The organism is Corallococcus caeni (genome assembly GCF_036245865.1).
Taxonomy (GTDB): Bacteria; Myxococcota; Myxococcia; order Myxococcales; family Myxococcaceae; genus Corallococcus; species Corallococcus caeni.
The window spans coordinates 256,116-279,020 of sequence record NZ_BTTW01000001.1 but is presented as its reverse complement, the minus strand read 5'-3'; the positions used below and the strand labels follow the sequence as shown (position 1 = coordinate 279,020).

Annotated in this window: 23 protein-coding genes; 4 read left to right on the top strand and 19 right to left on the bottom strand. The window is 71.2% G+C overall.

All coding sequences use genetic code 11. The features are described from left to right. Positions 1-50 precede the first annotated feature (50 nt). Positions 51-746, bottom strand: a complete 696-nt coding sequence (locus AABA78_RS01130) for a pirin family protein (protein ID WP_338261231.1) — start codon at positions 744-746, stop codon at positions 51-53. Between the two features lie 108 nt (positions 747-854). Beyond that, positions 855-1,760, bottom strand: coding sequence for a LysR family transcriptional regulator (locus AABA78_RS01125; RefSeq protein ID WP_171418187.1), 906 nt, complete (start codon positions 1,758-1,760; stop codon positions 855-857). A 148-nt stretch (positions 1,761-1,908) separates the two neighbouring features. Here AABA78_RS01125 and AABA78_RS01120 point away from each other — a divergent pair, with 148 nt between their 5' ends. Further along, on the top strand, positions 1,909-2,457 hold the full coding sequence (locus tag AABA78_RS01120; protein WP_338261230.1) for a YceI family protein: 549 nt from the start codon (positions 1,909-1,911) through the stop codon (positions 2,455-2,457). Between the two features lie 18 nt (positions 2,458-2,475). Here AABA78_RS01120 and AABA78_RS01115 read toward each other — a convergent pair whose 3' ends face one another. From AABA78_RS01115 to AABA78_RS01090, 6 genes are all read right to left on the bottom strand, one after another. After that, entirely contained in the window at positions 2,476-3,405 is a 930-nt protein-coding gene (locus tag AABA78_RS01115; protein ID WP_338261229.1) for a DUF4382 domain-containing protein, read from the bottom strand. A 75-nt stretch (positions 3,406-3,480) separates the two neighbouring features. Further along, the gene (locus AABA78_RS01110; RefSeq protein ID WP_338261227.1) at positions 3,481-3,975 is read right to left on the bottom strand and encodes a hypothetical protein; all 495 of its coding nucleotides are present in this window, start codon (positions 3,973-3,975) and stop codon (positions 3,481-3,483) included. A 170-nt stretch (positions 3,976-4,145) separates the two neighbouring features. Further along, positions 4,146-4,868 carry a carboxypeptidase-like regulatory domain-containing protein gene (locus AABA78_RS01105; RefSeq protein WP_171418179.1) on the bottom strand — a complete coding sequence of 241 codons (723 nt, stop codon included), beginning with the start codon at positions 4,866-4,868 and terminating at the stop codon, positions 4,146-4,148. After that, the gene (locus AABA78_RS01100; protein WP_338261225.1) at positions 4,868-6,514 is read right to left on the bottom strand and encodes a caspase family protein; all 1,647 of its coding nucleotides are present in this window, start codon (positions 6,512-6,514) and stop codon (positions 4,868-4,870) included. The genes AABA78_RS01105 and AABA78_RS01100 overlap by 1 nt, the downstream gene beginning before the upstream one ends. Further along, a complete protein-coding gene (locus AABA78_RS01095; RefSeq protein WP_338261224.1) occupies positions 6,511-7,305 on the bottom strand; it encodes a hypothetical protein in 795 nt (264 codons plus the stop codon). The genes AABA78_RS01100 and AABA78_RS01095 overlap by 4 nt, the downstream gene beginning before the upstream one ends. Positions 7,306-7,308: 3 nt before the next feature. Further along, a complete protein-coding gene (locus AABA78_RS01090; RefSeq protein WP_338261223.1) occupies positions 7,309-7,884 on the bottom strand; it encodes an RNA polymerase sigma factor in 576 nt (191 codons plus the stop codon). A gap of 104 nt (positions 7,885-7,988) precedes the next feature. Between AABA78_RS01090 and AABA78_RS01085 the strand changes: the two genes are divergently transcribed. Beyond that, positions 7,989-8,243, top strand: coding sequence for a hypothetical protein (locus AABA78_RS01085; protein WP_338261222.1), 255 nt, complete (start codon positions 7,989-7,991; stop codon positions 8,241-8,243). Positions 8,244-8,259: 16 nt separating this feature from the next. Here AABA78_RS01085 and AABA78_RS01080 read toward each other — a convergent pair whose 3' ends face one another. From AABA78_RS01080 to AABA78_RS01030, 11 genes are all read right to left on the bottom strand, one after another. Further along, positions 8,260-8,685, bottom strand: coding sequence for an OsmC family protein (locus AABA78_RS01080; RefSeq protein ID WP_171418169.1), 426 nt, complete (start codon positions 8,683-8,685; stop codon positions 8,260-8,262). 188 nt (positions 8,686-8,873) lie between these two features. Further along, the gene (locus AABA78_RS01075) at positions 8,874-9,407 is read right to left on the bottom strand and encodes a class I SAM-dependent methyltransferase (RefSeq protein WP_338261221.1); all 534 of its coding nucleotides are present in this window, start codon (positions 9,405-9,407) and stop codon (positions 8,874-8,876) included. Positions 9,408-9,845: 438 nt separating this feature from the next. Next, positions 9,846-11,015 carry a zinc-dependent alcohol dehydrogenase gene (locus tag AABA78_RS01070; RefSeq protein ID WP_171418165.1) on the bottom strand — a complete coding sequence of 390 codons (1,170 nt, stop codon included), beginning with the start codon at positions 11,013-11,015 and terminating at the stop codon, positions 9,846-9,848. 18 nt (positions 11,016-11,033) lie between these two features. After that, complete coding sequence (locus AABA78_RS01065; protein WP_338261220.1) at positions 11,034-11,801, bottom strand: SRPBCC family protein; 768 nt, start codon at positions 11,799-11,801, stop codon at positions 11,034-11,036. 129 nt (positions 11,802-11,930) lie between these two features. After that, positions 11,931-13,172 carry an FAD-dependent oxidoreductase gene (locus tag AABA78_RS01060; RefSeq protein WP_338261219.1) on the bottom strand — a complete coding sequence of 414 codons (1,242 nt, stop codon included), beginning with the start codon at positions 13,170-13,172 and terminating at the stop codon, positions 11,931-11,933. A 102-nt stretch (positions 13,173-13,274) separates the two neighbouring features. After that, positions 13,275-14,030, bottom strand: coding sequence for a DUF5953 family protein (locus tag AABA78_RS01055; RefSeq protein ID WP_338261218.1), 756 nt, complete (start codon positions 14,028-14,030; stop codon positions 13,275-13,277). Continuing rightward, positions 14,027-14,944: a DUF6310 domain-containing protein gene (locus tag AABA78_RS01050; protein ID WP_338261217.1), complete on the bottom strand. Its 918-nt coding sequence runs from the start codon at positions 14,942-14,944 to the stop codon at positions 14,027-14,029. The genes AABA78_RS01055 and AABA78_RS01050 overlap by 4 nt, the downstream gene beginning before the upstream one ends. A gap of 71 nt (positions 14,945-15,015) precedes the next feature. Continuing rightward, on the bottom strand, positions 15,016-15,681 hold the full coding sequence (gene trhA / locus AABA78_RS01045; RefSeq protein ID WP_338261215.1) for a PAQR family membrane homeostasis protein TrhA: 666 nt from the start codon (positions 15,679-15,681) through the stop codon (positions 15,016-15,018). Positions 15,682-15,762: 81 nt separating this feature from the next. Then, positions 15,763-15,906 carry a hypothetical protein gene (locus AABA78_RS01040; protein ID WP_208729909.1) on the bottom strand — a complete coding sequence of 48 codons (144 nt, stop codon included), beginning with the start codon at positions 15,904-15,906 and terminating at the stop codon, positions 15,763-15,765. A gap of 24 nt (positions 15,907-15,930) precedes the next feature. Further along, positions 15,931-16,149, bottom strand: coding sequence for a hypothetical protein (locus AABA78_RS01035; RefSeq protein ID WP_338261213.1), 219 nt, complete (start codon positions 16,147-16,149; stop codon positions 15,931-15,933). Between the two features lie 33 nt (positions 16,150-16,182). Further along, the gene (locus tag AABA78_RS01030) at positions 16,183-18,366 is read right to left on the bottom strand and encodes a methyl-accepting chemotaxis protein (RefSeq protein ID WP_338261212.1); all 2,184 of its coding nucleotides are present in this window, start codon (positions 18,364-18,366) and stop codon (positions 16,183-16,185) included. 423 nt (positions 18,367-18,789) lie between these two features. Between AABA78_RS01030 and mprF the strand changes: the two genes are divergently transcribed. Together mprF and AABA78_RS01020 are read left to right on the top strand one after the other, a co-directional pair. After that, a complete protein-coding gene (gene mprF, locus AABA78_RS01025) occupies positions 18,790-21,336 on the top strand; it encodes a bifunctional lysylphosphatidylglycerol flippase/synthetase MprF (protein ID WP_338261211.1) in 2,547 nt (848 codons plus the stop codon). Then, entirely contained in the window at positions 21,333-22,883 is a 1,551-nt protein-coding gene (locus AABA78_RS01020; RefSeq protein ID WP_338261209.1) for an AcvB/VirJ family lysyl-phosphatidylglycerol hydrolase, read from the top strand. Before mprF ends, AABA78_RS01020 begins: the two co-directional genes overlap by 4 nt. The last annotated feature ends 22 nt before the right edge of the window (positions 22,884-22,905 follow it).

Here is a 22,905-nt window from a genome sequence, read left to right as displayed (position 1 = left end):
GCCCCCGGGTCCACTTGAGGGATCCGGGGGCCTTCTTCGTGCCCGGCGCATCAGGCCAGGTCGAACAGCAGGGCCTCCAGCGGCTCGGAGGCGGTGAGCACGAGGCTCGACTCGTCGGAGACGGCCACTCCGTCACCGGCCTTCACGCTCACTCCGTTGAGCGTGCCGGCGCCGCGAGCAATCTGCACCCAGGCGTGACGCCCCTTGGGCAGCGTGTACTCCGCCTTCTCGCCCGGGCTCAGCAGCGTGCTGTTGAGCAGCACGTCCTGGTGCACGGTGAGGCTGCCGTCGCGTGCGTCGGGGCTGGCCACCACGCGCCAGCGTCCCTGCCGGTCCTTCTCTGGGAAGAACTTCTGCTCATACTCGGGCTTCAGGCCCTTCCTGTCCGGGATGATCCAGATCTGCAGGAAGTGGACGTCCTCGTTGGAGCCGTTCATCTCGCTGTGCATCACGCCCGTGCCGGCCGTCATGCGCTGCACCTCACCGGCGCGCAGGAGCCCCTGGCCTCCCGTGCTGTCCCGGTGCGCGATGGCACCGCTGAGCGGGTAGGTGATGATCTCCATGTCCCGGTGCGGGTGCGTGTCGAAGCCCTCGCCGGACTGCACGCGGTCCTCGTTGATGACGCGCAGGGAGCGGAAGCCCATGTTGTCGGGGTCGAAGTAGCTCGCGAACGAGAAGGTGTGATGCGAGTCCAGCCAGCCGTGGTTGGCGTGACCGCGTGCTTCAGAGGGGCGAACGTTGAGCATGGTGTGTGTTTCCTTTCGAGACACAACATGCGCTCCGGACCGCCACCTGGCCAGACTCGAACCTCGGGACACATCGTTCCATCCGCGGAACGAAACGCCGCCACTGTCTCAGCGTTTCGCGCGCTTGAGCGCTCCCTGCAGCTGGGGCCAGTGCTCGCGCAGCACCTCCACGAAGGCCATCACCTTGGGCACGTGGTGGCGCGTGGGCGGGTAGACGGCGTGCACCGGCGCGCCCGCGGAGCTCCAGTCCGGCAACACGCGCTGCAGCCGGCCGGACTCCAGGTCCTCGACACATTGCTGGCCGGGGATGAGCGCCACCCCGGCGCCCACCACCGTCACCGCGCGCAGCATGTCCGGCTCGTTGATCACCAGCCGCCCGGAGACCTTCACGTCGACCGACCGGCCGCCCGCGTGCAGCGTCCAGACGTTCCCCTGCAGCGCCGTCCCGAAGAAGAGGCACTCGTGCTTCGCCAGGTCCGAAGGCGTGCGCGGCGCGCCCTTCGCCTGGAGGTACTCCGGTGCGGCCACGACGAGCCACTCGATGTCCCCCAGCCGCCGCGCCATCAGCGACGAGTCCGGCAGCCGCCCGGCCCGCACCGCCAGGTCGAAGCCCTCTTCCATCAGGTCCACCGCGCGGTCCGTGCAGAGCAGCTCCACCTGCACGTCCGGGTACAGCTCCATGAAGCGCGCCACCATGGGCGCGAGGAAATGGACGGACAGCGGCGTCGTCACGCGCAGCAGTCCCTGCGGGCCTGCCTGCATGCGGGTCACCGCCAGCTCCGCCGCTTCCGCCTCCGCGACGATGCGCTCGCAGTGCGCGTAGTACGCGCGGCCCACCTCCGTCAGGTGCAGCGTGCGCGTGGTGCGCTGGAGCAGCTGGGCTCCGACGCGCTCCTCCAGCTCGGACACCTTCCGGCTCACCGTGGACTTGGGCATGCGCAGCGCCTTCGCCGCCGCCGTGAAGCTGCCCGCCTGGACCACCCGGGCGAAGACGAGGAGTTCGTTGAGGTCCATGGCCGTTCCCCGTGCGCAGGGCACTGTCCCAGCCGTGGAACAGTGCATCCTGTTCGTCCCGTCTAATCCGGAACGTGGGGGGCCGCTACCTTACGCCTCGTTGAAACACACCGCCGCCCACGCGGCGCTCACGACAAGGACGACGACCATGGCCACCACCCTCTGGAACATCGACACCACGCACACGGGCATCCACTTCAGCGTCCGCCACATGGTCGTGGCGAAGGTGCGCGGCAATTTCACGAAGTTCGGCGGCACCCTCACCCTGGATGACGCGAACCCCGCGGCCTCCTCGGTCTCCGTCTCCATCGAGGCGGCCAGCATCCACACCGGCGTCGAGCAGCGCGACAACCACCTGCGCTCGCCGGACTTCTTCGATGTGGCGAAGTTCCCGGCCCTCACCTTCCAGAGCACGAAGGTGGAGCCCTCCGGCAAGCACCTGAAGGTGACGGGCCAGCTCACCATCCGCGGCATCAGCCGCGAGGTCGTCCTGGAGGCCGAGCAGCTGGGCATCGCCAAGGACCCGTGGGGCAACACCAAGGCCGCGTTCGAGGCGAAGACGACCATCAACCGCAGCGACTTCGGCCTGACGTGGAACCAGGCGCTGGAGGCGGGCGGCGTGCTGGTGGGCGAGAAGATTGAGATCGCCCTCGAGGTCCAGGCGGCCCAGGCGCAGCCGGGCGAGAAGGCGGCCTGAACCCCGAAGCTTGCAGCGCTACTTGACGTCGAAGGACGTCAGGACGAAGTCCACGTTGGCCTCCGCGCCTGAGCCGACCGTCGCGGTCGCCGGGCGCGTGAGGTCCGTGCTGAAGGTCACGCCCTCCGGGCCCACCAGGTCCACCTGGTAGGTGCCGGGCAGCAGGAACTTGAAGTCCGCCACGTAGCGGGTGGCCGTGCTGGCGGTGAGGGACATCGTCTCGCGGCTGCCGTCGGCGTTGATGAGCACCGCGGAGAAGCTGCTCAGCTGCGCCGGGCCCAGGGGCAGGGACACGTCGCCGGCCTCCAGGGAGACCTCCACGTTGCCGGAGAACTCCAGGTCCGCGCCCTTGATGATGGGCCGCATGACCCACTTGCCGGAGCCGCCGGCCTCCTTGCCGAAGCTCTGCGCGACGTCGAAGTCCACCAGGATGACCTTCTGGTCGTCATCGCTAGTGACGGTGACGTCGGCGTCCTTGTCGAACTTCACCTTGAGGCCGGAGCTGCTGGCGCTCGGCATCTGCAGGTCGCCGTCCACCTGGGCGCCGTCCGGCAGGCCCGCGTAGTCGCGCGAGGTGGCGAAGATGCGGCTGGCGCCGTCCTGCTTCACCTGGATGTAGCCGCCGGTGATGACGAAGCGCAGCTCCTTGTACGTGCCCGCCGGAACCTCCGCGTCCTTCACCAGGTCCGCGGTGTCGTTGGCCAGCGTGAGCAGGTCGGTGGTGACGGGCTCGCTCAGCAGCACGACGTCGCCCTTGCCGTCCTCCTTCCCGTCCACGCTGCCCTTCAGGTAGACCTTCGAGATGGTCACGACGGCCTTCTCGATGCCGTCGCCCGGGGCGTCGGTGAGCTTCAGGGTGACGCGGGCATTGCTGTCGCCGCAGGCCGCGAGGAACAGCATCCCCGTGGCCAGCAGCAGGGTGGAGGTCAGGTGTCGCAGGGAGGTCATGAGAGCGCCTTTGTTGGAATCAAGGAAGAACGCCGGGGAAGACCCGCCCCGGCTCGGAGTGGCCACAGCGCTTTCTCAGCCGACGGACGGCCAGCACTGGCCTTCCTGGCAGGACAGCCCATCGCAGCAGGCCGTCTCGCTCTCGGTGGAGCACTCGCCCCCTTCGGGGATGCACACGGGGCCGGCGTCGATGCCGCCGCCCGAGCCACCGTCCGTGCTGCTGCCACCGTCGGACCCGGAGGTGCCGCCATCCGTGGGCGTCTCCCCCTCGTCGTCGCAGGCGCCCATCCGGTCGCCGTGGTGCAGGTGCGCGGCCACCGCGGGCGCGCCCACCGTGATGGTGTGCGCGTTGGCGTGATTGCCAGGCGGGATGTGGCAGATGCTGACGCGTCCGTCGCCGCCGGGCGCGGCGCCGTCATTCGTCGCGGGGGCCTCTCCCGCGCCCAGGTTGTCATCGCCCGTGGCGAGCGAAGGATCCTCCGACGTCACGGGGCCGCCGCAGCCCAGGGACAGCAGCGTCGCGCACAACACCATCCATGCCGCGGAAGAGGGAGCGGTCGGGATACGCATGGTCATCCTCCTGTGAGACGAGGCGGTAGGGGGCCCTGCGGGAACAGGGAGTGCCTCGTTGGCAGGAAGACCCGGCTGCTCGCGGGGTGGCCACAAGGCCTCGCACCGCCGACGCAATTCCATACGGGTGGCGAACCGCGCGGGCACCCTGCGTCGTCAAATGCGTCGCTTTACGGAAGACTCTCTTCACAGTGGAACGCCCTGCACCCGAGCGGCGTCACGCAATGGCTGTCTTCAAGGCACTGCACGCAGCAGCCGTCCGACGCGCAATGGCTTTCACTGTTGCAGCCCGTCGTCGCGCAGCCCTGCTGGGCGTAGGACTTCTCCGGGACGAGCTCCACGGTCAGCACCGTCTGCTTGCCCTCACCCACACAGCCCTGGAGGGCCGTGGAGATGAAGCCGGGCGCGGAGACGCTGACGCCGTAGCAGCCTGCCGGCAGCGGCCCCAGGTGGCGGGGGGCCTGGTCGTCGAGCTGGGAGGCTTCGATGGGCGTGCCGTCCACGGACGCCTTCCCCTCCGCCACCCGCAGGTTGCCCCGGGCGCGGAGCTTCACGAAGAAGGTGCCGGCGGGCCGGGGCGCCACGTCCGCGACGTCCACGGACTGGCCGCCCTGCACGGTGAGCGGCACGCGCGCGGCCTTGTCCGCGGTGGCCAGGACGAAGAGCTCCGCGGGCCCCGCAGGCACGTCCTCCAGCGTGAAGCGGCCCTGCGCGTCCACGCTGCCGCGCACGCCGGGCGCGCCCACCACGGACACCAGCACGACGGCGGGGTCGAACTCCGTGAGCCGGCCGCGCACGGTGCCCGCGCGGAAGGGCTCGTTGTCCAGGTTTCCGCACGCGCCCAGGCCCAGGCCGAGCGACGACAGGGTCAAGAGCAGGCAATGGCGACGCATCAGAAGCGGTACCCCACGCCGGCGTTTCCGCCGATGAAGCCCACGGCCTGTCCCTGTCCGTCCACCACCACGTACGTCAACATCCCGTGCCCCTGGGCGGTGAGCTCCCACCGCTCGCCCAGACGCCACGCCAGTCCGCCCACCACACCGGGGCTGACGGTGAAGTAGCGCTGGCCACCGGAGAAGGCCTCCACGTCGAAAGACCTGCCCAGGTACAGCGCGGCCACACGTGGGCCCGCGAACAGCGTCAGCCGCTCCCAACGCCACAGGTACGGCACCGCCGCACCCAGCGTGAGCGTGGTGTAGCCGAAGGGCACCACGCTGCCGGGCGCCACCTGGAGCTGCTGCCGTCCGTGCCCCAGCCCCACGTCCACGAGCAGGCCCAGGTCCTGGAGGGGAAGGTCCTCCAGCCGCAGCACGACACCCACCTGGGGCGCGGCGGGCAAGAGCTCGCGCCGGCTCTGGCCGTCCGTGAAGGACATCATGCCACCCACCAGCGATAGCGCGCGGCGCGGGATGGCGTCCGCCAGCAGCTGCTCCAGGGGCAGGCGCTCGCCCCGCGACACGTCCACCTCGCGCCGCACGAGGACGGCGTCGCCCTTGGTGAGCTCCACCGTGCGGCGGCCCGGTCCCACCGCGGCGCCGCCCGGCAACTCCAGGCGCGGCTCGCCGTCCACCTTGAGCAGGAAGCCGTCCAGGCGCGGGTTGTAGGAGAAGAGCTCCGGCTGGCCCGTGCGGTCGATACGGCCGGCGAGGATGACCGGATCCGCGCCCACCTCCATGATTTCGGCGGATGGCCGCTGACGTCCTTCCGTGAAGGCGAAGGTGCGGCGGCGCGAATAGTCGTGGGCCTCCGTGGCGGTGACGGCGCCGTCCGCGTTGCGGTCCGCCGCGCCGCCCAGGCCCTCGATGAGGAAGTACGTGTAGATGTCGTTGCGAAGGCCCTCGTCCTCGCGCGCCGTCTCGCCCCAGTCGCTGGCGGCGAACACCATGGAGGCGCGGGAGGACTCCTCCAGCGGCCGCGCGTAGAAGCCGGACTTGATGCCGGCCAGCTCCACCTCCAGCTCGTGGGGCAGGAGCGACTTGCCGTTGCCGCTGTGGCAGGTGGCCAGCACCAGCAGCCGCCGCCGGCTGGGCAGTTGGTCGAACTCCGCCTTCAGCGCGTCCATGGAGAGCGCCGTCTGGGGGATGGCGCGGTAGGACGCGTCGCGCGTGACCAGGTAGCGCGTGAGCTCACCCCGGCCGTCGCGCGCGAGCGTGCCGTGCGCGGACAGGTACACCATCACCACGTCGTCGGGCCGGGTGGCCTCACGCCGCAGCTGCCGCAGCGCCGCGAGGATGGCGTCGCGGGTGGTCTCCTCCGGGCGCGTGAGGACGCGCACCTGGTCGAAGTGGCCGCGCGCGGGGTCCCGCAGCGCCGCCGCGAGGTCGGTGGCGTCCTTGGAGGAGAAGCGCAGGGCGCGCCACTGGGGATCGTCGAACGACGACACGCCCACGAGCAGCGCGAGCCGCCGGGGCGTGTACGCGCGCGACAGGTCCGCCGCGTCGAGCCGCAGCGGCACGAGCCCGCCCTTGTCTCCGGCCGTGGCGGAGGGACCCGCGCAGGCGCAGAGGAGGGCGAGCAGCAGGGGAAGGAGGCGCCTCACGGGGCCAGAGTCTGACCGGATTGGACCCGCACGTCGAACCTCACCACGGTTCCCGGGCGTGCATCCGGGCTGCCGTCCGCCTCGAGGGCGGCGAGTGCGTCCTGCTCCGACGCGCGCTCACCTGGCGCGAAGGCGACCAGCGCCAGCGACAGCTGGCCTTCGTCCGACTCCAGGCTCACGCCCGCGAGGCCGTCAGGCCCCTCCAGGTCGTGGGTTCCCGCGTCCAGGGGGAAGCGGCCCAGCAGCTCCGGGGCCTCGTGCCCCCGCTGCTGGTAGAGCAGCGCGGTGCCGGACTCCGTCGCGTGGTAGCGCAGGAGCAGCACCTCGTCGCTGGCGACGTCCGCCCCGGAGTCCAGCCGGCGCAGGCCCCCGTCGGTGCCCCGGGCGACCACGGCCAGCTCCAGGGTGATGCGGCCCGGGCCCTTCTCGCCAGTCCACCCGGTGTCGCTCCGGGCGGGCCCCTTCACGAGCGGCACCAGCACCACCATCAGCACGGAGGCCGCGAGCGCGCCGGCCATCCAGCCCCAGTACCGGGCGGGAGGCGGGGCGAAGCGGCGCGCGCGGGGCTGGGCGCGCAGCGGCACGACGGGGGCGCGCTCCTCCGCGGCCTTCGTGGCCGGCGCGAGCGCGAGGAGCAGGGCGTCCGTCCGTCCGTCCAGCGGATCCGCGTGCGTGGCGAGGAACGCCTCACAGACCTCGCAGGGCGAGGCCAGGTGTTCGCGGAACCAGGCCACGGCCTGGGGATCGCGCGCGGCGAGGTCCGACATCGCGGTGGCATCCAGGTGTCTCATGGCTCAATCCCACCGTCCGGCGAGCACCCGCTGGAGGAGCTCGCGCTTGATGCGCCCACGAAACCGCTCCAGCCGCATGGTGACCGTGCTCTTGCCCACGCCGAGCTGATCGGCGATCTCCCGCGCGGAGAGCTGACCCTCGATGTAGAAGAGCTGCACGGTCTTCTTCTCCTCGCCGTCAGGCAGCTCCGCGATGAGCTGCCGCACCACTTCGATGTCCCGCTCCACCTGGAGCGTAGGTGGCAGGGCCGGCACCGTCTCCGGTGTCGGGTCCACCCATTCCTCCTCCATCCGCTGGAGCAGGCTGCGGCGCTCCAGCCGCGTGCGCGCCCGGTTGCGCGCGATGGTCAACAGCCAGGGAGTGAAGGCCCCCGGCGACTTCAGCTGAGGCAACCCCCGGAACGCCCGCACGTAGGACTCCTGGAGGACGTCCTCCGCCTCGTCGGGATCCAATGTGCCGAAACCCGCGACCAGGCGGGCCACCAGGGGACGGGTGCGACGATACAGCTCGCTGAAGGCGGACGACTCCCCCTGCGTCGCGCGCCGAACCGCGTCCGTGACGTCGTCCGTCTCAGCCACCTGCGAAGAAGACCTCCTGGGCGCGAATCGGCCACGGGCCTGGATTCTTCCACCCGGATTCGCGGCTAGAGTGAGCCCCTTCTCATCCGGCGAGAGGATGGCTCATGCGGCGGAACCTGGTGGCGCTGGCCTCGGTGGGATGGCTCCTCGCGGCGGCCTGCGGTCCCGCGGACGCTCCTTCGCCGGACCGTCCGGGGGGCTCGCAGGACCCGGGGGATGCGCCGACCGGTGAGGACCCCGGCTCGGCGGAGCATGCGCTCACGCCGTGCCTGTCCCAGTGCTACGCGACCTGCGTGGGCAACACGCCCGAGGTCGTCGCGTGCCGGCAGGACTGCCGGGACGCGTGCGCCGGCGGCTGAGGCCGGCGCGGGTCCGTCAGGTCGCGAGCTTCGCCTTGAGCGTGATGTTCACGCCCGCGAGCGCTTTGGAGACGGGGCAGCCCTTCTTGGTCTCCTCGGCGATCTTCTGGAAGCGGGCGTCGTCGGCGCCGGGGACGGTGGCCTCGGTGCTCAGCGCGATGGTGGTGATGGCGAAGCCCTCGCCCTGCTTGTCCAGCTGCACGTCCGCGTGCGTCTGGATGCGCGTGGGCTTCAGGCCCGCCTTCTCCAGCCCCAGCGACAGGGCCATGGAGAAGCACCCGGAGAGCGCCGCGCCGATGAGCTCCTCGGGGTTGCTGCCCTGCTGACCCTCGAAGCGGGTGCCGAGCGAGAAGGGCACCTCCGCGGCGTGGCCCGGCTTCATGGAGCCCTTGCCGTCCTTCAGCCCACCGTCCCACTGCGCACTGCCCTTGCTGATACCCATGGCGTTCGTCTCCTCGTGCATCGCGCGGCGGCATGCCGCGTCCGGTGCGTTGTTTTCCGCGCCGGAAGGGTAGGGCGCTCACCGCATCGCGGCGGCCCTGTCGCCGGTGCCGGGCCGGGTTCTGCCGTGGACTGGACGCTCCCGGGCGCGAAGGCCTGGGTTCTGGACGGTTGGGCCCTCCGGAGCTGTCATGGATGGGCGGTGGGGCGCAGGAAGAGCAGGTAGTGGTCCGGCAGGTCGTTGTACTCGGAGACGACGGAGTAGCCCGCGGTGCGGGCCGCGGCGACGAGCGGGGGGCGCATGGCCCGCAGGTGCGTCACCGCGATGCGGCCCTGGGGCGTGAGCGCGGCCCGCAGCCGGGTGAGGTAGTCCACCCGGTCGGTGAGGAAGTGGTCGACCTCCGAGAGGAGGATGAGGTCATACGCTCCCGCTTCGAGGCCCGGAGCGTCCGGTTCCACCTTCCGCACCTCGATGTTCTCACGGCCGATGACCCGCGCGCGGAGCCGCTTGAGGGCTTCGTCGTTGATGTCGGTGGCGACCACCCGTCCCGTGGGGCCCACTGCCTCCGCGAGCCGCTGCGTGAAGTAGCCCTGCCCCGCGCCGACGTCGGCGATGCGCTGCCCCGGAGCGATTCCCAGCGCGGCGATGAACCGGGCGGGCTGACGGGAGCGGTCATATGCCGCATCCGCGCCTTCGACGCCTCCCGTGCCATGCAGGTCCACGGGTTCCTCCGTCGCCGTCGCCTGCACGGGAGCGGAAGGGGGTTCCCGAGGGCCTTCGGAGCGGCAGGCGCCGGCCGTCGTGACCATGGCGAGACACAGGCACCACCGCGCACGAATGAGAGTCATTGCGATCACCGGGGCAGGAAAGACACAGCCGAGCGCGAAGACAGTCGCCAGGGCTGCGCAGGATATCGCTTTCTGCCGGACTGTGGAGCTGAGAGGCATTTCCGCCTCCGGCACCTGGAGCATCCGCATGCGAAACATGATCCGCGCTTTGGTTTTGACGACCTTCTCCGTGGGCCTCCTTTCCGCCTGTGGCCCGGCGTCGGAGCTGGACGAGGCGCCGTCCGCCGGTGAGGCTTCGCAGGTGGAAGCTCATCCGCCCCGTCTGCACCAACTGCCAGGCGTTGCCGCTGGCGTGTTGCTGGCACCCGCCGCTCAAGAAGTGAACACGGCCCGCACGCAGCCGTCCTCCTTCTTCTTGAAGAGCTCGTAGCCCTTCGGCGCGTCCTCCAGCGAGAAGCGGTGCGTGGCGAGGAACGAGGGATCCAGCTCGCCCCTCGCCACGTGCTCCAGCAGGCGGGGCAGGTACTTCTGTCCGTGCTGCTGCGCGGTGCGCATCGTGAGGCCCTTGTTCATGATGGCGCCCAGGGGGAACGAGTCCATCAGGCCGTACACGCCCAGCACGGACAGCGTGCCGCCCTTGCGGCAGGCGAGGATGGCCTCGCGCAGGGCCTGCCCCCGGTCCGAGTGCAGGTGCAGCGCCTGCTTCGCCCGGTCATACGCGTAGCCCGGCCCGGTGCCATGGGCCTCCATGCCCACCGCGTCGATGCACGCATCCGGCCCGCGGCCTCCGGTCATCTCCCGCAGCACGTCCACCACGCTCTCCACCTGGCTGTAGTCCAGGGCCTCCGCGCCGACGAAGTTCTCCGCCATGGCCAGGCGCTCCGGGAAGCGGTCCACGGCGATGACGCGCTCGGCGCCCAGGAGGTACGCGCTGCGCATGGCCATCAGCCCCACGCCGCCCGCGCCCCACACGGCGATGGTGGCTCCCGGCTGGATGCCGCAGAAGTCCGCGCCCATGTAGCCCGTGGGGGCCGCGTCGGAGAGGAAGAGGACCTGTTCGTCGCGCAGGCCCTCCGGCACGAGGAAGCAGTCGTTGTCCGCGTGGGGCACCCGGACGAACTGGGCATGCGCGCCCGCGTAGCCGCCGAAGGCGTGCGTGTAGCCGTAGATGCCGGCCGTGGGGTAGCCGAACGCCACCTGCTGGTACTCGGGCTTCGGGTTGGTGTTGTCACACAGCGACCAGAGTTGGTGATCGCAATACCAGCAGTTGCCGCAGACGATGAACGAGGGCACCACCACCCGGTCCCCCTTCTTCACCCGCTTCACGTCGCGCCCCACCTCCACGACCTCGCCCATGAACTCATGGCCGATGATGTCGCCCGCCTTCATCGTCGGGAGGTAGCCGTCGATGAAGTGCAGGTCGGAGCCGCACGTCGTCGACATCGTGACGCGGAGGATGGCGTCGTGCGGGTTGACGATCTCCGGGTCGGGGACGGTCTCCACGCGCAGGTCGTTCACTCCATTCCAGCAAAGGGCTCGCATGGCTTCGTGCTCCTGGGGTCAGTCCGCGCTCACGCGAGCGGAGGGGTTGTGGTCCAGCGTGGGCATCTCTCCGGTCTCCGCCAGGCTCTTGAACCGGCGCAGCACCTTCATCACCTGCAGGGCGGGGATGGCGCGCAGCCGCTTCGCCAGCGCCTCGCCCAGCGCGCCGCCCGGAGGAGCGAAGGCGAGGTGCAGCGTCACCTCCGTGCCCCAGTCCGCTGGCGCGGGCTTGAAGCGCACCTGGCCCTCCACCTTCACGGGGCTGTCCTCCGTGGACTCCCAGCGGTGGAGCTCCGGCGGTCGGTCCTCCACGACGCGCGAGTCCCAGCTCAGCTCGCGCCCCAGGGGCCCGTGTACCTGCCAGTGGCGGCCGTCGCCTCCCCGCGTGGGCGTGACGTCCGCGAAGTGCGCCATGAGGAGGTTCAGCGTGGAGGGCTCACCCCACAGTCGGTACAGCTCCTCCGCTGGACGGCCCACGGTGATCGTGCGCTCCACCTCCACGCGCGGCTCGCGTCGCGCCTCCACGGCCGTGAGGGCCCGGCGTGCCGTCCTGGCCCCCGTGGACGGAGCTCGCTTCCGGGAGTGCAGGCCCTGGTAGAGCAGGGCGCCGCTGGCCAGGGCCATCACCGTGCCCCCGAGCGAGCGGCGTCTCAGTCCCAGGGACATCAGCGTCCCCGCGACCACCGCCGTGGCGGCCTGGCTCCACCGCCCCGGGAGGACGTCTTCCTGGGGCAAGGCTTCTCGGGGATGGAGCTCCCGCAGGGTCAGCGTTCGTGAACTCGCCATGGTTCCTCCCGGCCCGACGCTCAGGAGGACTGCGCGTGCGTCAGGCACTCCCCGCGAAGCTTTGGGCACGACGGCTCCGGAACAACCGTGCCCGGGGCAGGGACGTGGGAACTGGCGGTCCGGCGTTCCTCAGTGAAGGGGTGAAGCGGCCGGCGTGTGGATGTGCTCGGGACGGACGCCCAGGCCAATCAGGCGTGCGGGGATGCGGCGCAGCGCGGGGACATGCCGCAACAGCCAGAGGGGCAGGGGCGGCCGGCCGTTGCCGAGCGCGTGCTTCCGCAGCACGGGGGCCACCACGCGGTTCTGGATGAGCACCTGGGCTCGCTGGGTGAGGCGCGTGGGGAGCTCCCGGCGCTGCTGGACGCGGCGCAGGTCCCGGGTCGTGACGTGCCGGGCGAGCAGGGGGCCTGCGAGCAGGTTGGCGGTGGCCACGGCGTCCTGCACCGCGAGGTTGATGCCCACGCCGCCCACGGGCGACATCGCGTGCGCCGCGTCGCCGATGCACAGCAGTCCGGGCTGATACCAGGTGCGCAGCCGATCCACTCGCACGGTCAGCAGCTTCACGTCGTCCCAGCTCCGGATTTCACCGGCGCGGCTGGCGAGGAACGGCATCGACTTCGCGAGGTCATCGCGGAAGGACTTCAGGCCGCGCGCTTGAACGGACGCGATGCCGCCCTTGGGGATGACCTGGCCGCACTGCCACTGGGCGCCCCGGTTGATGAGGATGAAGACCTGTCCGCGCTCGAAGCGGCCCAGGGGCGGGTCGCCGTCCTCGGGCCTGCGCGACACGCGGAACCAGAGCACGTCCATGGGGGCGCCCAGGACCTTCACCTCCAGGCCGGACTGCTGGCGCAGCGTGGAGGTCCGGCCGTCCGCCGCCACCACCAGCGACGCGCGCACCTCCAGCGGGCCCTCGGGCGTCCGTGCGCGCACCCCGACCGTCTGGCCCTTGTCGTCACGCACGAGGTCCGTCACCTCCGTGCGGCGCAGCAGCTGGAACCCCGGGTACATGGCGGCCTTGCGCGCGATGAAGTCGAGCAGGTCCCACTGCGGCATGAACGCGAGGTAGCGCGCGTGCGTGGGGAGGTGGCGGAAGTCGCCCACCTGGACGTCGTGCGTGCCGAACTGGAAGCGCAGGTCCCGGGCCTCCGAGTGGGGAAGGGCGAGCAGCTCGTCCAGCCATCCCAGCTCGTGCATCAGCTCCAGCGTGGACGGGTGGAGCGTGTCGCCCCGGAAGTCGCGCAGGAAGTCCGCGTGCTTCTCCAGCACCTTCACCTCCACGCCGGCCCGGGCCAGCAGCAGCCCCAGCATCATGCCCGCCGGACCTCCGCCCGCGATGCAGCACTGCGTGGTGAGCGTCGGGGCGGCCATGGTGTTTCCTCCCGGGGGAAAGTTCACCCCTCGATGGAGCGCCGCACCTGGAGCCGCGGCCGATGCGGCGTGCGGTGCCCGACAATCCCGCTCCATCCCGGGTCAGGGCACCAGCCGCCCGCCGATTTCGGGGAAGCGCTCGTAGGCCCGCTTGAGCGCGTCCAGATGGGTGGGGTCGTCCAGATCGAGGGGCGCCTCCGTGAGCTGCACGATCCACCCGCCCGATGCTGTACGCCGCGCCCGTGAGAGCCATTCCGTGTCGCGAGCAGGATCCGGGAACCCGATGGCCCGTGCGGTCGCGGCCGACCAGTAGTTCAGCCACCCAAGGTAATAGGGAATCTCTGGAGCGCGGATGTGCTGGAAGAGTTTCAGGGCAGGCAGCCCCCGGCGTGGGGCTGGTGGTCCTTCCAGTGTGGGGGCGATCTGATACGCGATGTCCACCGCGGCGTCGTCCGGTGTTGCCTGTCCCCAGTATGCGCGTACGCCCTCTGTCACAGCTTCAAGCACGTTTGTTGCTGCCTCGACGACGGGTGCGTCCAGTGGCAGCTTCGCATGAACCTGGAACTGCGGTTGACCGCCAGCGCTCGCGCTGGCGAATCGCCGCAGACCGGAGATGGTCACGGGGTAGCGCTCGTCGCCGTTGCATAGCAACGGGAGCTTTCCGCGTGTTGCTGCCTCCGCGAGCCAGGCTTCGCGTTGCGGTACCTCAATGGGACGCCCTTCTTTGTCTATTTCCCACTCCAGGCGCAAGCCGGGCAGCGCCAGCTCTACACCTCGGACGACAGCGAGTGTACGGCCGTCATCCCTTACAAGCGCGGGCGCGTAGACATTCAGTTCGAGGCGTTTTCGTGGGGTCATCGTTTGCATCCCGTGACGACGATCTGGAGGCTGGGATCCAGTCGGAGCAGGGCTTCCTTGTGCGCGGCACTGCTCACCCCAACGACGAAGCGATATCCACATGCCTCCGCGATGTGCCGATCCTCCTGGAACTCTTCCACCTGCTGTTCGATCACCCGTTCCTTCAGATAGTCACTGTACGTGTCGAATTGATATGTCTTGATCTCCCACAGCACACGCACGCCGACTTGCAGCGCATCAAAGCGCTTGCCGTTCACGAGCACGTCGTTGCCAGGGTAGCGGTTGGGCGGAAAGCTGTCGGCGCACTCGTTATGCGCATCGTCCTCACCTGCGTGAGGCACTGGAACGGGCTCGCAACTGGCGTGGCGCGTCCGGTCCACGGGCACGGGTGGCACCGGGGGCTGCCATCCCTTTCCTGCGGGCTCCGGCTCCAGCTTGGGCTTACGGTCCGCTACAACCTCCCGAGCCGCGACCCTCGTTTCTCGCGCGGGCCCTGCTTCCTCGGGAGAGTGGTGCCGTAGCTCATAAGCATCCAGCTCCTCCTTGATGGCGACGGCGACCACCACCACGCCAAGGACGATCACGGCTCCCACGACAATTTCAGGGGCCGCCAGCACGCAGAACCCGAGTCCCACGGCGGCGGCGCCAGAGGAGGCGACCGCGCATCTTCCCTCGGTGTCGTGGAACTCGACCCGGTCATGGTCGAGGGCCCGGTAGCACCGCTCCACCAAAATAGGCCAGGGCTGGGACGCTTCGCGAACAACGCACTTCCCACCGTCCCTCCAGGGCAGCGCCGCCGCTCGCTGGAGGTTGCCAATCCTCCGGCCGCGCGCCGCGGGCGCCTTCGTGGCGGGATCCGTCGTCGCGCAGGCTGAAATGAGGAGCAGGATCGCGATGCAGGCGTGGATGCGCATGGCCACCGAAGGCAAGAAGCGACAGGTCGGCGATGGCCTATTTACGGCGCGTCCGGCGGACGCGGCAATCCCTAGCCCCCCACGAAGTCCATCAGCACGGCGTAGTGCGTGGCGGCCGCGGCGACGACCATGATGTGGAACACTTCGTGGTAGCCGAACACGTGGGGCACGGGGTCGGGCCAGCGGCGCGCGTACACCACCGCTCCCACGGCGTAGAGCACGGCCCCGAAGAACAGCCAGCCCACGCGGCCGGGGCCCATCACCCCCGGGAGGTGCCACATCACCGGGGCCGCCACGCAGCCCAGGGCCACGTAGAGCCCCGAGCGCAGCCCCCGCGACGCGGAGATGCCCGCGAGCGTGAGCGTGGCGCCCGTCAGCGCCGCGCCCCACATCCCCCAGAGCAGCCGCTGGCTCCAGCCACCCATGGGCGCCAACGTCGCCATGGGCGTGAAGCTCCCCGCGATGAGGATGAAGATGGCGGCGTGGTCGAACCGGCGGATCCGGTGGTACGTCGCGGCGCTCCACGTGGGCCAGTGGTAGCCCCCGCTCACGCCGAACATCAGGACCAGGCTGCCGCCGAACACCAGGTTCGCCACGTACTGCGCGCCCGGCACGGGCATCAGCGCCATCCGCACGCAGCCCACCAGCGCCGCCACGAACGCGAGCGCGTGCGACAGGCCGCGCAGCCGGGGCTTCACACTCTCTTCCATGCGGTGCTCGTACCGCCAGCACGTCATGGCTTCGTCAGCGTCCTCGCGTCCCCACGCCCGGGACGTCGCGTTCTCCACGCATCGCCCCGGCGGAGTGTCCTCGGGTCGTCAGGGCGCGGCCCGGGACGGCATCCGGCACGCGGCGTGGCCCAGCACGACGTCCCCGTCGACGGTGCTCGTCGGCGTGGGCGTCCACCCGGCGCGCAGCCGCGCGTCCAGCAGCTCATCGGCGGTAGGGCAGTGGTCCCACACGGAGACCGCAGAGACTCCGCCCAGTCACGTGGTGTCGAAGACGAGGTAGCGCGTCTCTTCCCAGGGCAGCACCACGTCGTGGGTGAACTCGTCCTGGACCACCACCGCCGCCACGTCGCGCGGCGGGGTGCTCGCGAAGCCCCAGCGCACCACGTCCTGGAGCAGCGTGAGCGGCGCGAGCTGCCGCTCCAGTGCGGCTCTGCGCTCGGGCGGCAGTCCGGAGTGGTCGGTCAGGGGCACCATGGCCCGGCAGTGTAGCCGGGCCCGGTCCGGGCTTCACGCGGCCGCGGGCTTCGGCTGGTCGTCGGAGAGCGTGCCGGAGCGGAGCGCCTTGCTCGCGGCCCCCGACATGACCTCCGCCAGCGTCTGCACGGAGCGGGTGACGGTGCGCGTCTCCTCCACGGCCGCCAGCGTGCGCTGCATCTGGCCGGACAGCTCCTGGATGGCCTGCGCAATCTGATGCGTGCCCGAGTCCTGCTGGGCCACCGCCTGGGTGATCTGCCGCACGCTGCCGCTGGTGTCGCCGATGATGCTCGCCAGCTTCTGCAGCTGCGCGCCGGAGTTGCGGACCGCGTCCAGGCTCACCTGCACGCGCCCCTGGCCCTGCTCGCTCATCTGCGCGGCCTCGCGCATGCTCATGCTCACGCCGTCGAGCACGTCGCGGATGCGCTCGGTGGCGCGGATGGACTGGTCCGCCAGCCGGCGCATCTCCTTGGCCACCACGCCAAAGCCCTTGCCGCTGTCGCCGTTGCGCACCGCCTCGATGGCGGCGTTGATGGCCAGCATGTTGGACTGGTCCGCCAGCGTCTTCACGTCGTCGACGATGCCGGACACCTCACGCGTGCGCTCGTCGAGCGCGAGGATGCGCGCGGCCATCTCCGACACCTCCGTGCGGATGGCGGCCAGGTCCGTCAGCGTGCGTTCCAGGGCCTCGCCGCCCTGGCGGCCCACCACCTCCGCGCTCTCCGCGGACGCCGCGAGCAAACGCGCCTTGTCCGCCGTCAGGTGCGAGCCCTGGCGGATCTCCTCCACCGTCTGCTCCAGCTCCCGCAGCGCCGCCGCCTGGCGGCTGATGCCCACCGTCTGCTCCTCGCTGGAGGTGTGCAGCTGCTGCACGACGGCGGCCAGCTCGTCCGCGCCCTGACCCATGCCCTGGGCCAGCAGGCGCACGTCCTTGCGGCGCGCTTCCAGCTGGTGCGTGTACTCCGCCAGCGACCGCACCACCTCCGCCGAGCGGCGCGCCACGATGGCCACGAGCGACGCCGTGACGGCGAAGAAGCCCCAGTGCATCTGGCTGTCGGTGGTCTCCATCAGGCCCACCACCGGCAGCGTGGCCAGCACGGACACGAACGTGAGCCCGCCCAGGCCCGCGACGAAGATGCGCGCGTCCCGGTCCCCCTTCAGCGCCTGGACCACCGCGACGCCCACGCAGACGAGCAGCCCGGGCAGTGAGTACAGCGCGAAGGCGGGCAGCAGCCGCCACGCGACGCTCAGGTCCACGACCGCGGCCACGGACTGGATGAGGCCCAGGACGGTGACGACGCCCGCGCCCCAGCGGAACCAGCGCAGCCGGTCCGCGCCGACGGTATCGGAGATGAACCACGCCAGGCTGGGGACGATGGCGTACGAGCCCACCAGCGTGAGGACGCTGCCGACGACCGGCATGTTCCAGAGCGCCACGAAGAAGCCGCTCGAGCCGAGCAGCAGCGCACCGGAGGCCATGGCGAACACGGTCAGCGAGGCGAGCAACCGCCACTGGCGGCGCAGGACGGCGGCGAGCAGCGCCAACACGCCGATGCCGGACAGCAGCGTCCCCATGACGAAGGGCGCGAGGCCCTGGTGCGTCATCTCCGCGAGCAGCCGCGAGTGCGAGCCCACCTTCGCGTCGCGCGTGACGCCGATGGCGGGGCCATGGGCCTGGATGCGCAGGAGCACGGAGTGGCCCAGCGAGGCGGGCGGCACGGGCACCAGGTGCCAGGCCAGGTTCTCCATCGACTCGTTGCCGGAGGCAGACAGCGTCCCGCTGGCGTAGATGCGCTGGCCGCCCGCGTAGAGCTCGAAGGCGTTGGCGACGTTGCCCAGGAAGAGGGCGGGCTCCAACCATCCGCCGTCGGGCAGCGGGATGCGCAGCCAGAGGAAGGTGTTCGTCCCGCGCCCCGGCGGTTCCTTGAGCGCGTCCACGGGCTGCCAGCCCTCCGCGCCCTCCGGCTCCGTCGCCCATGTGGGAACGCCGTCAGGCCCCAGCGGCGAGTCCCCCCAGCGGAAGCGCCACCCTTCGAGCGCCGGCTGCGACGCCGCCGTGCGTGCCGGATCCGCGTGCGCGACGGGCGCGAACGCCAGGAGCGCCAGCAGCACGGACGCCACGGCCGCGAGCCGCGAGGCGGCGTGGGTCTTCCGGGGGCCGCGGAAGAGGGTGGGCTGGGACTGCGAGTCGAGAGCGAAGACGCGGGAGCGACACATTCAAGACACATGCTCTAGCGCCAGGGGGGTCAAAGTAAAATGGGTCCCTGATGCCTCGCCCGCCGGCCCTCCGCGCACCACGTCTCTCCGAGTGTCACCGGACGCCGGGATTCACCGCGATAGCAATGTAAAACATGAAATCATTGGTGTGTTTCGGCGGGCCTGAGTGAGGTAGGCGCAACCTACCCTGAAGGTCCAGTCTTCCTCTGGGCGCGAAGGGGGGGCGGGCCTTCGAGGGCCTGGCGTGAGGCCGGGCTGCTGTACCCAGGTTCCATGCGTGTCTTCATCACCGCACTGGCAGCGTTGGTCAAACCCTCCCGGAGGAGTGGGGCTCAATGCCCCACGTGGGGCATTCCGGGCGGAGGACTGCCCCGGCGTCGCCCCTCGGGAGCCATGGCATGCCGGATGCTCTGAGCTCGGGGCATGCCGAAGGTCCAAAGAGTCCTCACCACCGTGCTGCCGCTGGGGCTGCTGTGCGTGGCGGCGTACGTGCTGCACCGCGAGCTGTCGCATTTCCGCCGCGAGGACGTGAGCGCGGGGCTCGCGGCCGTGACGACCGGACGCATCGTCCTGGCGCTCGGCGTGACGGTCGTGAACTACGCGGCCCTCACGCTGTACGACGTGCTGGCGCTGGGACATGCCGGGCACCGGCTCCCGTATGCGCGCGTGGGGTTCACGTCGTTCGTGGGCTATGCCTTCGGGCACAACCTGGGCGCGTCGTTCCTGAGCGGCGGTTCGGTGCGCTACCGGCTGTATTCCGGGTGGGGGCTCACCGCGCTGGACGTCGCGCGGGTGTCCGCGTTCAACGCGCTCACGTTCTGGCTGGGCCTGGCCGCCGTCACCGGCACGTCGCTGCTCGTCGAGGGCGGGGGCGGGGTGCTGGCCCTGTCCACGCCGGTGGCGCACGTCGTGGGCGGGGCGCTGTGGCTGCTGCTCGCGGGCTACTTCGTGGCGTGCGCCGTCGTGCGCAGGCCGCTTCGCGTGCGCGGCCTGGAGTGGACGCTGCCGACCCTCACGCGAGCGCTGGCGCAGTTGGTCGTGTCGTGCGGCGACTGGGTGCTGGCGGCGTCGGTGCTGTGGGTGCTGCTGCCAGCGGACAGCGGCGTGTCGCTGCCATCGCTGACCGCGCTGTTCGCGCTCGCGCAGCTCGCGGGCATCGCCAGCCAGGTCCCCGCGGGCCTGGGCGTCTTCGAGACGGTGATGCTGTCCGCGCTCACGCCCCACGTGCCGGCTCCGCAGGTGGTGGGCGTGCTGCTGGTGTACCGGCTGGTCTACTACCTGATGCCCTTCACCGTGGCGGCGCTGCTGCTGGCGGGCAATGAGCTGCTCCTTCGCCGTCACCACCTGACGCGGCTGGCGAAGGCGGTGCACGGCTCGTTCGCGCCGGTCATGCCGTGGGCCGCGTCGGCGGTGGCGTTCCTGGCGGGCACGGTGCTTCTGTTCTCCGGCGCGACGCCGGCGGTGGCGGACCGGCTGGCGGTGCTGCGCAAGCTGGTGCCGCTGCCGCTCCTGGAGGTGTCGCACCTGCTGGGCAGCCTGGTGGGCCTGTCGCTGCTGCTGCTCGCGCGCGGGCTCCAGCGGCGCCTGGACGCGGCCTACGTGCTGACGCAGGTGCTGCTGGTGGCGGGCGCGGTGTTCTCCCTGGTGAAGGGCGTGGACTACGAGGAGGCGACGCTGCTGCTCGTCCTGGCCGCCACGCTGGCGCCGTTCCACCAGCAGTTCTACCGGCACACGTCGCTGTTCGCGGAGGCCTTCAGCCCCGGGTGGCTGCTGGCCACGGTGGCGGTGGTGGTGGCGTCGGTGGGGCTGGGGTTCTTCTCCTACCAGCACGTCGAGTACAGCCGCGACCTCTGGTGGCGCTTCACCTTCTCCGGCGACGCACCGCGCTTCCTGCGCGCGAGCGTGGGCGTGCTGGGCGCGACGGTGGTGGTGGGGCTGGCCGCGCTGCTGCGGCCGGCGGGGCCTCGCGTGCACCCGCCGACGACGGAGGAGTTGCGGCGGATCCGCCCCCTGGTGGCCCACGCGCAGGAGTCCATGGCCTCGCTGGCGCTGCTGGGGGACAAGTCCCTGCTGCTCAACGACGCGGGCACCGCGTTCCTCATGTACGGCGTGTCCGGCCGCGCCTGGGTGTCCATGGGGGACCCGGTGGGGCCGCCGGACGCCGCGACGGAGCTGGCGTGGCGCTTCCGGGAGCTGGCGGACCGGCACCACGGCTGGGCGTGCTTCTACCAGGTGGGCCCGGGCGCGCTGCCGCGCTACCTGGACCTGGGACTGACGCTGCTCAAGCTGGGCGAGGAGGCCACCGTCGCGCTCCAGGACTTCAGCCTGGAGGGGCCGGAGCGCCGGGGGTTGCGCCATTGCGTGCACCGCATGGAGCGCGAGGGCTGGACGTTCGAGGTCAAGCCCCCGGAGGCGGTGCCGGAGCTGCTGCCCCGGCTGCAGGCCATCTCCGATGCGTGGCTCGCGCAGAAGCACACGCGCGAGAAGGGCTTCAGCCTGGGGTGGTTCTCCCCGCGCTACCTGGAGCAGGGGCCGGTCGCGCTGGTGCGCAAGGACGGCGTCCTCACGGGCTTCGCCAACGTGTGGGCGCCGGAGACGAAGGAGGAGTTGAGCGTGGACCTCATGCGCTACCTGCCGGGCAGCCCGCATGGCGCGATGGACTTCCTCTTCACGTCCCTGATGCTGTGGGGCCGGCGGCAGGGCTTCCGCCGCTTCAACCTGGGCATGGCACCCTTCAGCGGCTTCGAGGAGCGCACGCTCGCGCCGGTGTGGAACCGGCTGGGGGCGCTCGTGTTCCGGCACGGCGAGCACTTCTACAACTTCCAGGGGCTGCGCCAGTACAAGGAGAAGTTCCGCCCGGACTGGGCCCCGCGCTACCTGGCGTCGCCGGGCGGGCTCGCGCTGCCGGGCGTGCTCACGGGCGTGGCCTCCCTGGTGTCGCGCGGGCTGGGCGGGGTGGTGGCGCGATGAGGCGGCGCGCGGGCGGGTTCCTGGTGGGCGCGGTGCTGGCGCTGTCCCTGGCGCTCGCCTCCTGGGCGCGCACCTGCGCGGCGCCGCCCGCGCCCCAGGCTCCCGTGGCCGGGGACGCCGGCGCCCCCGGCCCCGTGGCCGCGCCGTCCGTGGAGACGCTTCATCCCGGAGGCCGCTTTGGCCACGTCACGGTGGTGACGCCCCCGGCCGCGCCCGCGACGGTGGCCCTGCTCCTGGCGGATGGACCGGCGGACCAGGGCCGGGCCGCGGAGCTGTCCCTGGCGCTCGCCGCGCACGGCGCGCTGGTGCTGGCGGTGGACGCGAGGGCCTACCTGCGTGCGCTGGAGAAGGGCACGCGGTGCGCGTATCCGGCGGGGGACCTGGAGATATTGAGCCAGGGCTACCAGCGGCACGCGGAGCTGCCGGAGTACCTGCACCCCGTCCTGGTGGGGGAGGGCGTGGGCGCGGCGCTGGCCTACGCGGCGCTGGCCCAGGCCCCGCATGGGACGTTCCGGGGCGCGGTGAGCGTGGACTTCACGCCGGAGCTGACGACGACCGCGGCCTTCTGCCCCGGCGTGGGGCTCGTGCGCTCGCGAGCGGACAAGGGCACACGGGAGCGGCTGTCCCCGGCGCGGGCCCTCACGGAGCCGTGGGTGCTGCTCGTCGCGGACCACGACGCAGGCCACCGGGTGAAGGCCGCGCACGACTTCACCCGAGAGCTGAAGACCGGGCGCGTGGTGACGGTGCCGGGCCCGGGGCTGGCCCGCATGCCCGTGTCCGCGTGGCAGGGGACGCTCCTGGCTGCCTATGCGGCCGCCGCGATGCCGCTCGCCGCGGAGCACCTGCCCCCCGTGTCCGCGGCCGTGTCACCGCCGGACGCGGGCCTCGACGGGCTCGCGGGTGACGCGTCGGTGAAGGGGCTGCCGTTGGTGGAGGTCCCCGCGACGTCCGCCACGCAAGGCGACACGCTGGCCCTCTTCGTCACCGGCGATGGTGGCTGGGCCAGCCTGGACCAGTCCGTCTCCGAGTCGCTGGCCGCGCAGGGCATCCCCGTCGTGGGCTTCAACTCGCTGCGCTACTTCTGGAAGCGCCGCACCCCGGAGGAGACGTCCGCGGACGTGGCCCGCGCGCTGCGCCACTTCCTGTCCGCCTGGGGCAAGCAGCGCGTCGTGCTGGTGGGCTACTCGCGCGGCGCGGACGTGGTGCCGGCCATCGCCGCGCGCCTGCCGGAGGAGCTGCGCGCCCGGGTGAGGTTGATCGCGCTGTTCGCGCCCGGGAAGGAGGCGGAGTTCGAGGTGCACGTCACGGACCTCTTCGGCGGCAAGGGCCGGCCCACCCAGGCGGTGCTCCCAGACGTGCAGGCCCTGAAGGGGACGCCGGTGCTCTGTCTTTACGGCGACGAGGAGCTGTCCGACAGCCTCTGCCCCACGCTGTCCGGCGTGCCCGGCACGCGCGCCCTGCTGCTCAAGGGCGGGCACCACTTCGACGGAGACTATGCCGCCATCGCGCGCCTGCTGCTGCGGGAACTCGGTATGGCATTGCCCTGATGCTCCGGAGTCTGGGGAGACG

Coding starts and splice junctions, on each gene's coding strand:
- AABA78_RS01115 (WP_338261229.1), bottom strand. CDS start 3,405: ATGACCTCCCTGCGACACCTGACCTCCACCCTGCTGCTGGCCACGGGG.
- AABA78_RS01105 (WP_171418179.1), bottom strand. CDS start 4,868: ATGCGTCGCCATTGCCTGCTCTTGACCCTGTCGTCGCTCGGCCTGGGC.
- AABA78_RS01130 (WP_338261231.1), bottom strand. CDS start 746: ATGCTCAACGTTCGCCCCTCTGAAGCACGCGGTCACGCCAACCACGGC.
- AABA78_RS01120 (WP_338261230.1), top strand. CDS start 1,909: ATGGCCACCACCCTCTGGAACATCGACACCACGCACACGGGCATCCAC.
- AABA78_RS01125 (WP_171418187.1), bottom strand. CDS start 1,760: ATGGACCTCAACGAACTCCTCGTCTTCGCCCGGGTGGTCCAGGCGGGC.
- AABA78_RS01085 (WP_338261222.1), top strand. CDS start 7,989: ATGCGGCGGAACCTGGTGGCGCTGGCCTCGGTGGGATGGCTCCTCGCG.
- AABA78_RS01055 (WP_338261218.1), bottom strand. CDS start 14,030: ATGACCCCACGAAAACGCCTCGAACTGAATGTCTACGCGCCCGCGCTT.
- AABA78_RS01070 (WP_171418165.1), bottom strand. CDS start 11,015: ATGCGAGCCCTTTGCTGGAATGGAGTGAACGACCTGCGCGTGGAGACC.
- trhA (WP_338261215.1), bottom strand. CDS start 15,681: ATGACGTGCTGGCGGTACGAGCACCGCATGGAAGAGAGTGTGAAGCCC.
- AABA78_RS01050 (WP_338261217.1), bottom strand. CDS start 14,944: ATGCGCATCCACGCCTGCATCGCGATCCTGCTCCTCATTTCAGCCTGC.
- mprF (WP_338261211.1), top strand. CDS start 18,790: ATGCCGAAGGTCCAAAGAGTCCTCACCACCGTGCTGCCGCTGGGGCTG.
- AABA78_RS01030 (WP_338261212.1), bottom strand. CDS start 18,366: ATGTGTCGCTCCCGCGTCTTCGCTCTCGACTCGCAGTCCCAGCCCACC.
- AABA78_RS01065 (WP_338261220.1), bottom strand. CDS start 11,801: ATGGCGAGTTCACGAACGCTGACCCTGCGGGAGCTCCATCCCCGAGAA.
- AABA78_RS01035 (WP_338261213.1), bottom strand. CDS start 16,149: ATGGTGCCCCTGACCGACCACTCCGGACTGCCGCCCGAGCGCAGAGCC.
- AABA78_RS01110 (WP_338261227.1), bottom strand. CDS start 3,975: ATGCGTATCCCGACCGCTCCCTCTTCCGCGGCATGGATGGTGTTGTGC.
- AABA78_RS01020 (WP_338261209.1), top strand. CDS start 21,333: ATGAGGCGGCGCGCGGGCGGGTTCCTGGTGGGCGCGGTGCTGGCGCTG.
- AABA78_RS01095 (WP_338261224.1), bottom strand. CDS start 7,305: ATGAGACACCTGGATGCCACCGCGATGTCGGACCTCGCCGCGCGCGAT.
- AABA78_RS01080 (WP_171418169.1), bottom strand. CDS start 8,685: ATGGGTATCAGCAAGGGCAGTGCGCAGTGGGACGGTGGGCTGAAGGAC.
- AABA78_RS01060 (WP_338261219.1), bottom strand. CDS start 13,172: ATGGCCGCCCCGACGCTCACCACGCAGTGCTGCATCGCGGGCGGAGGT.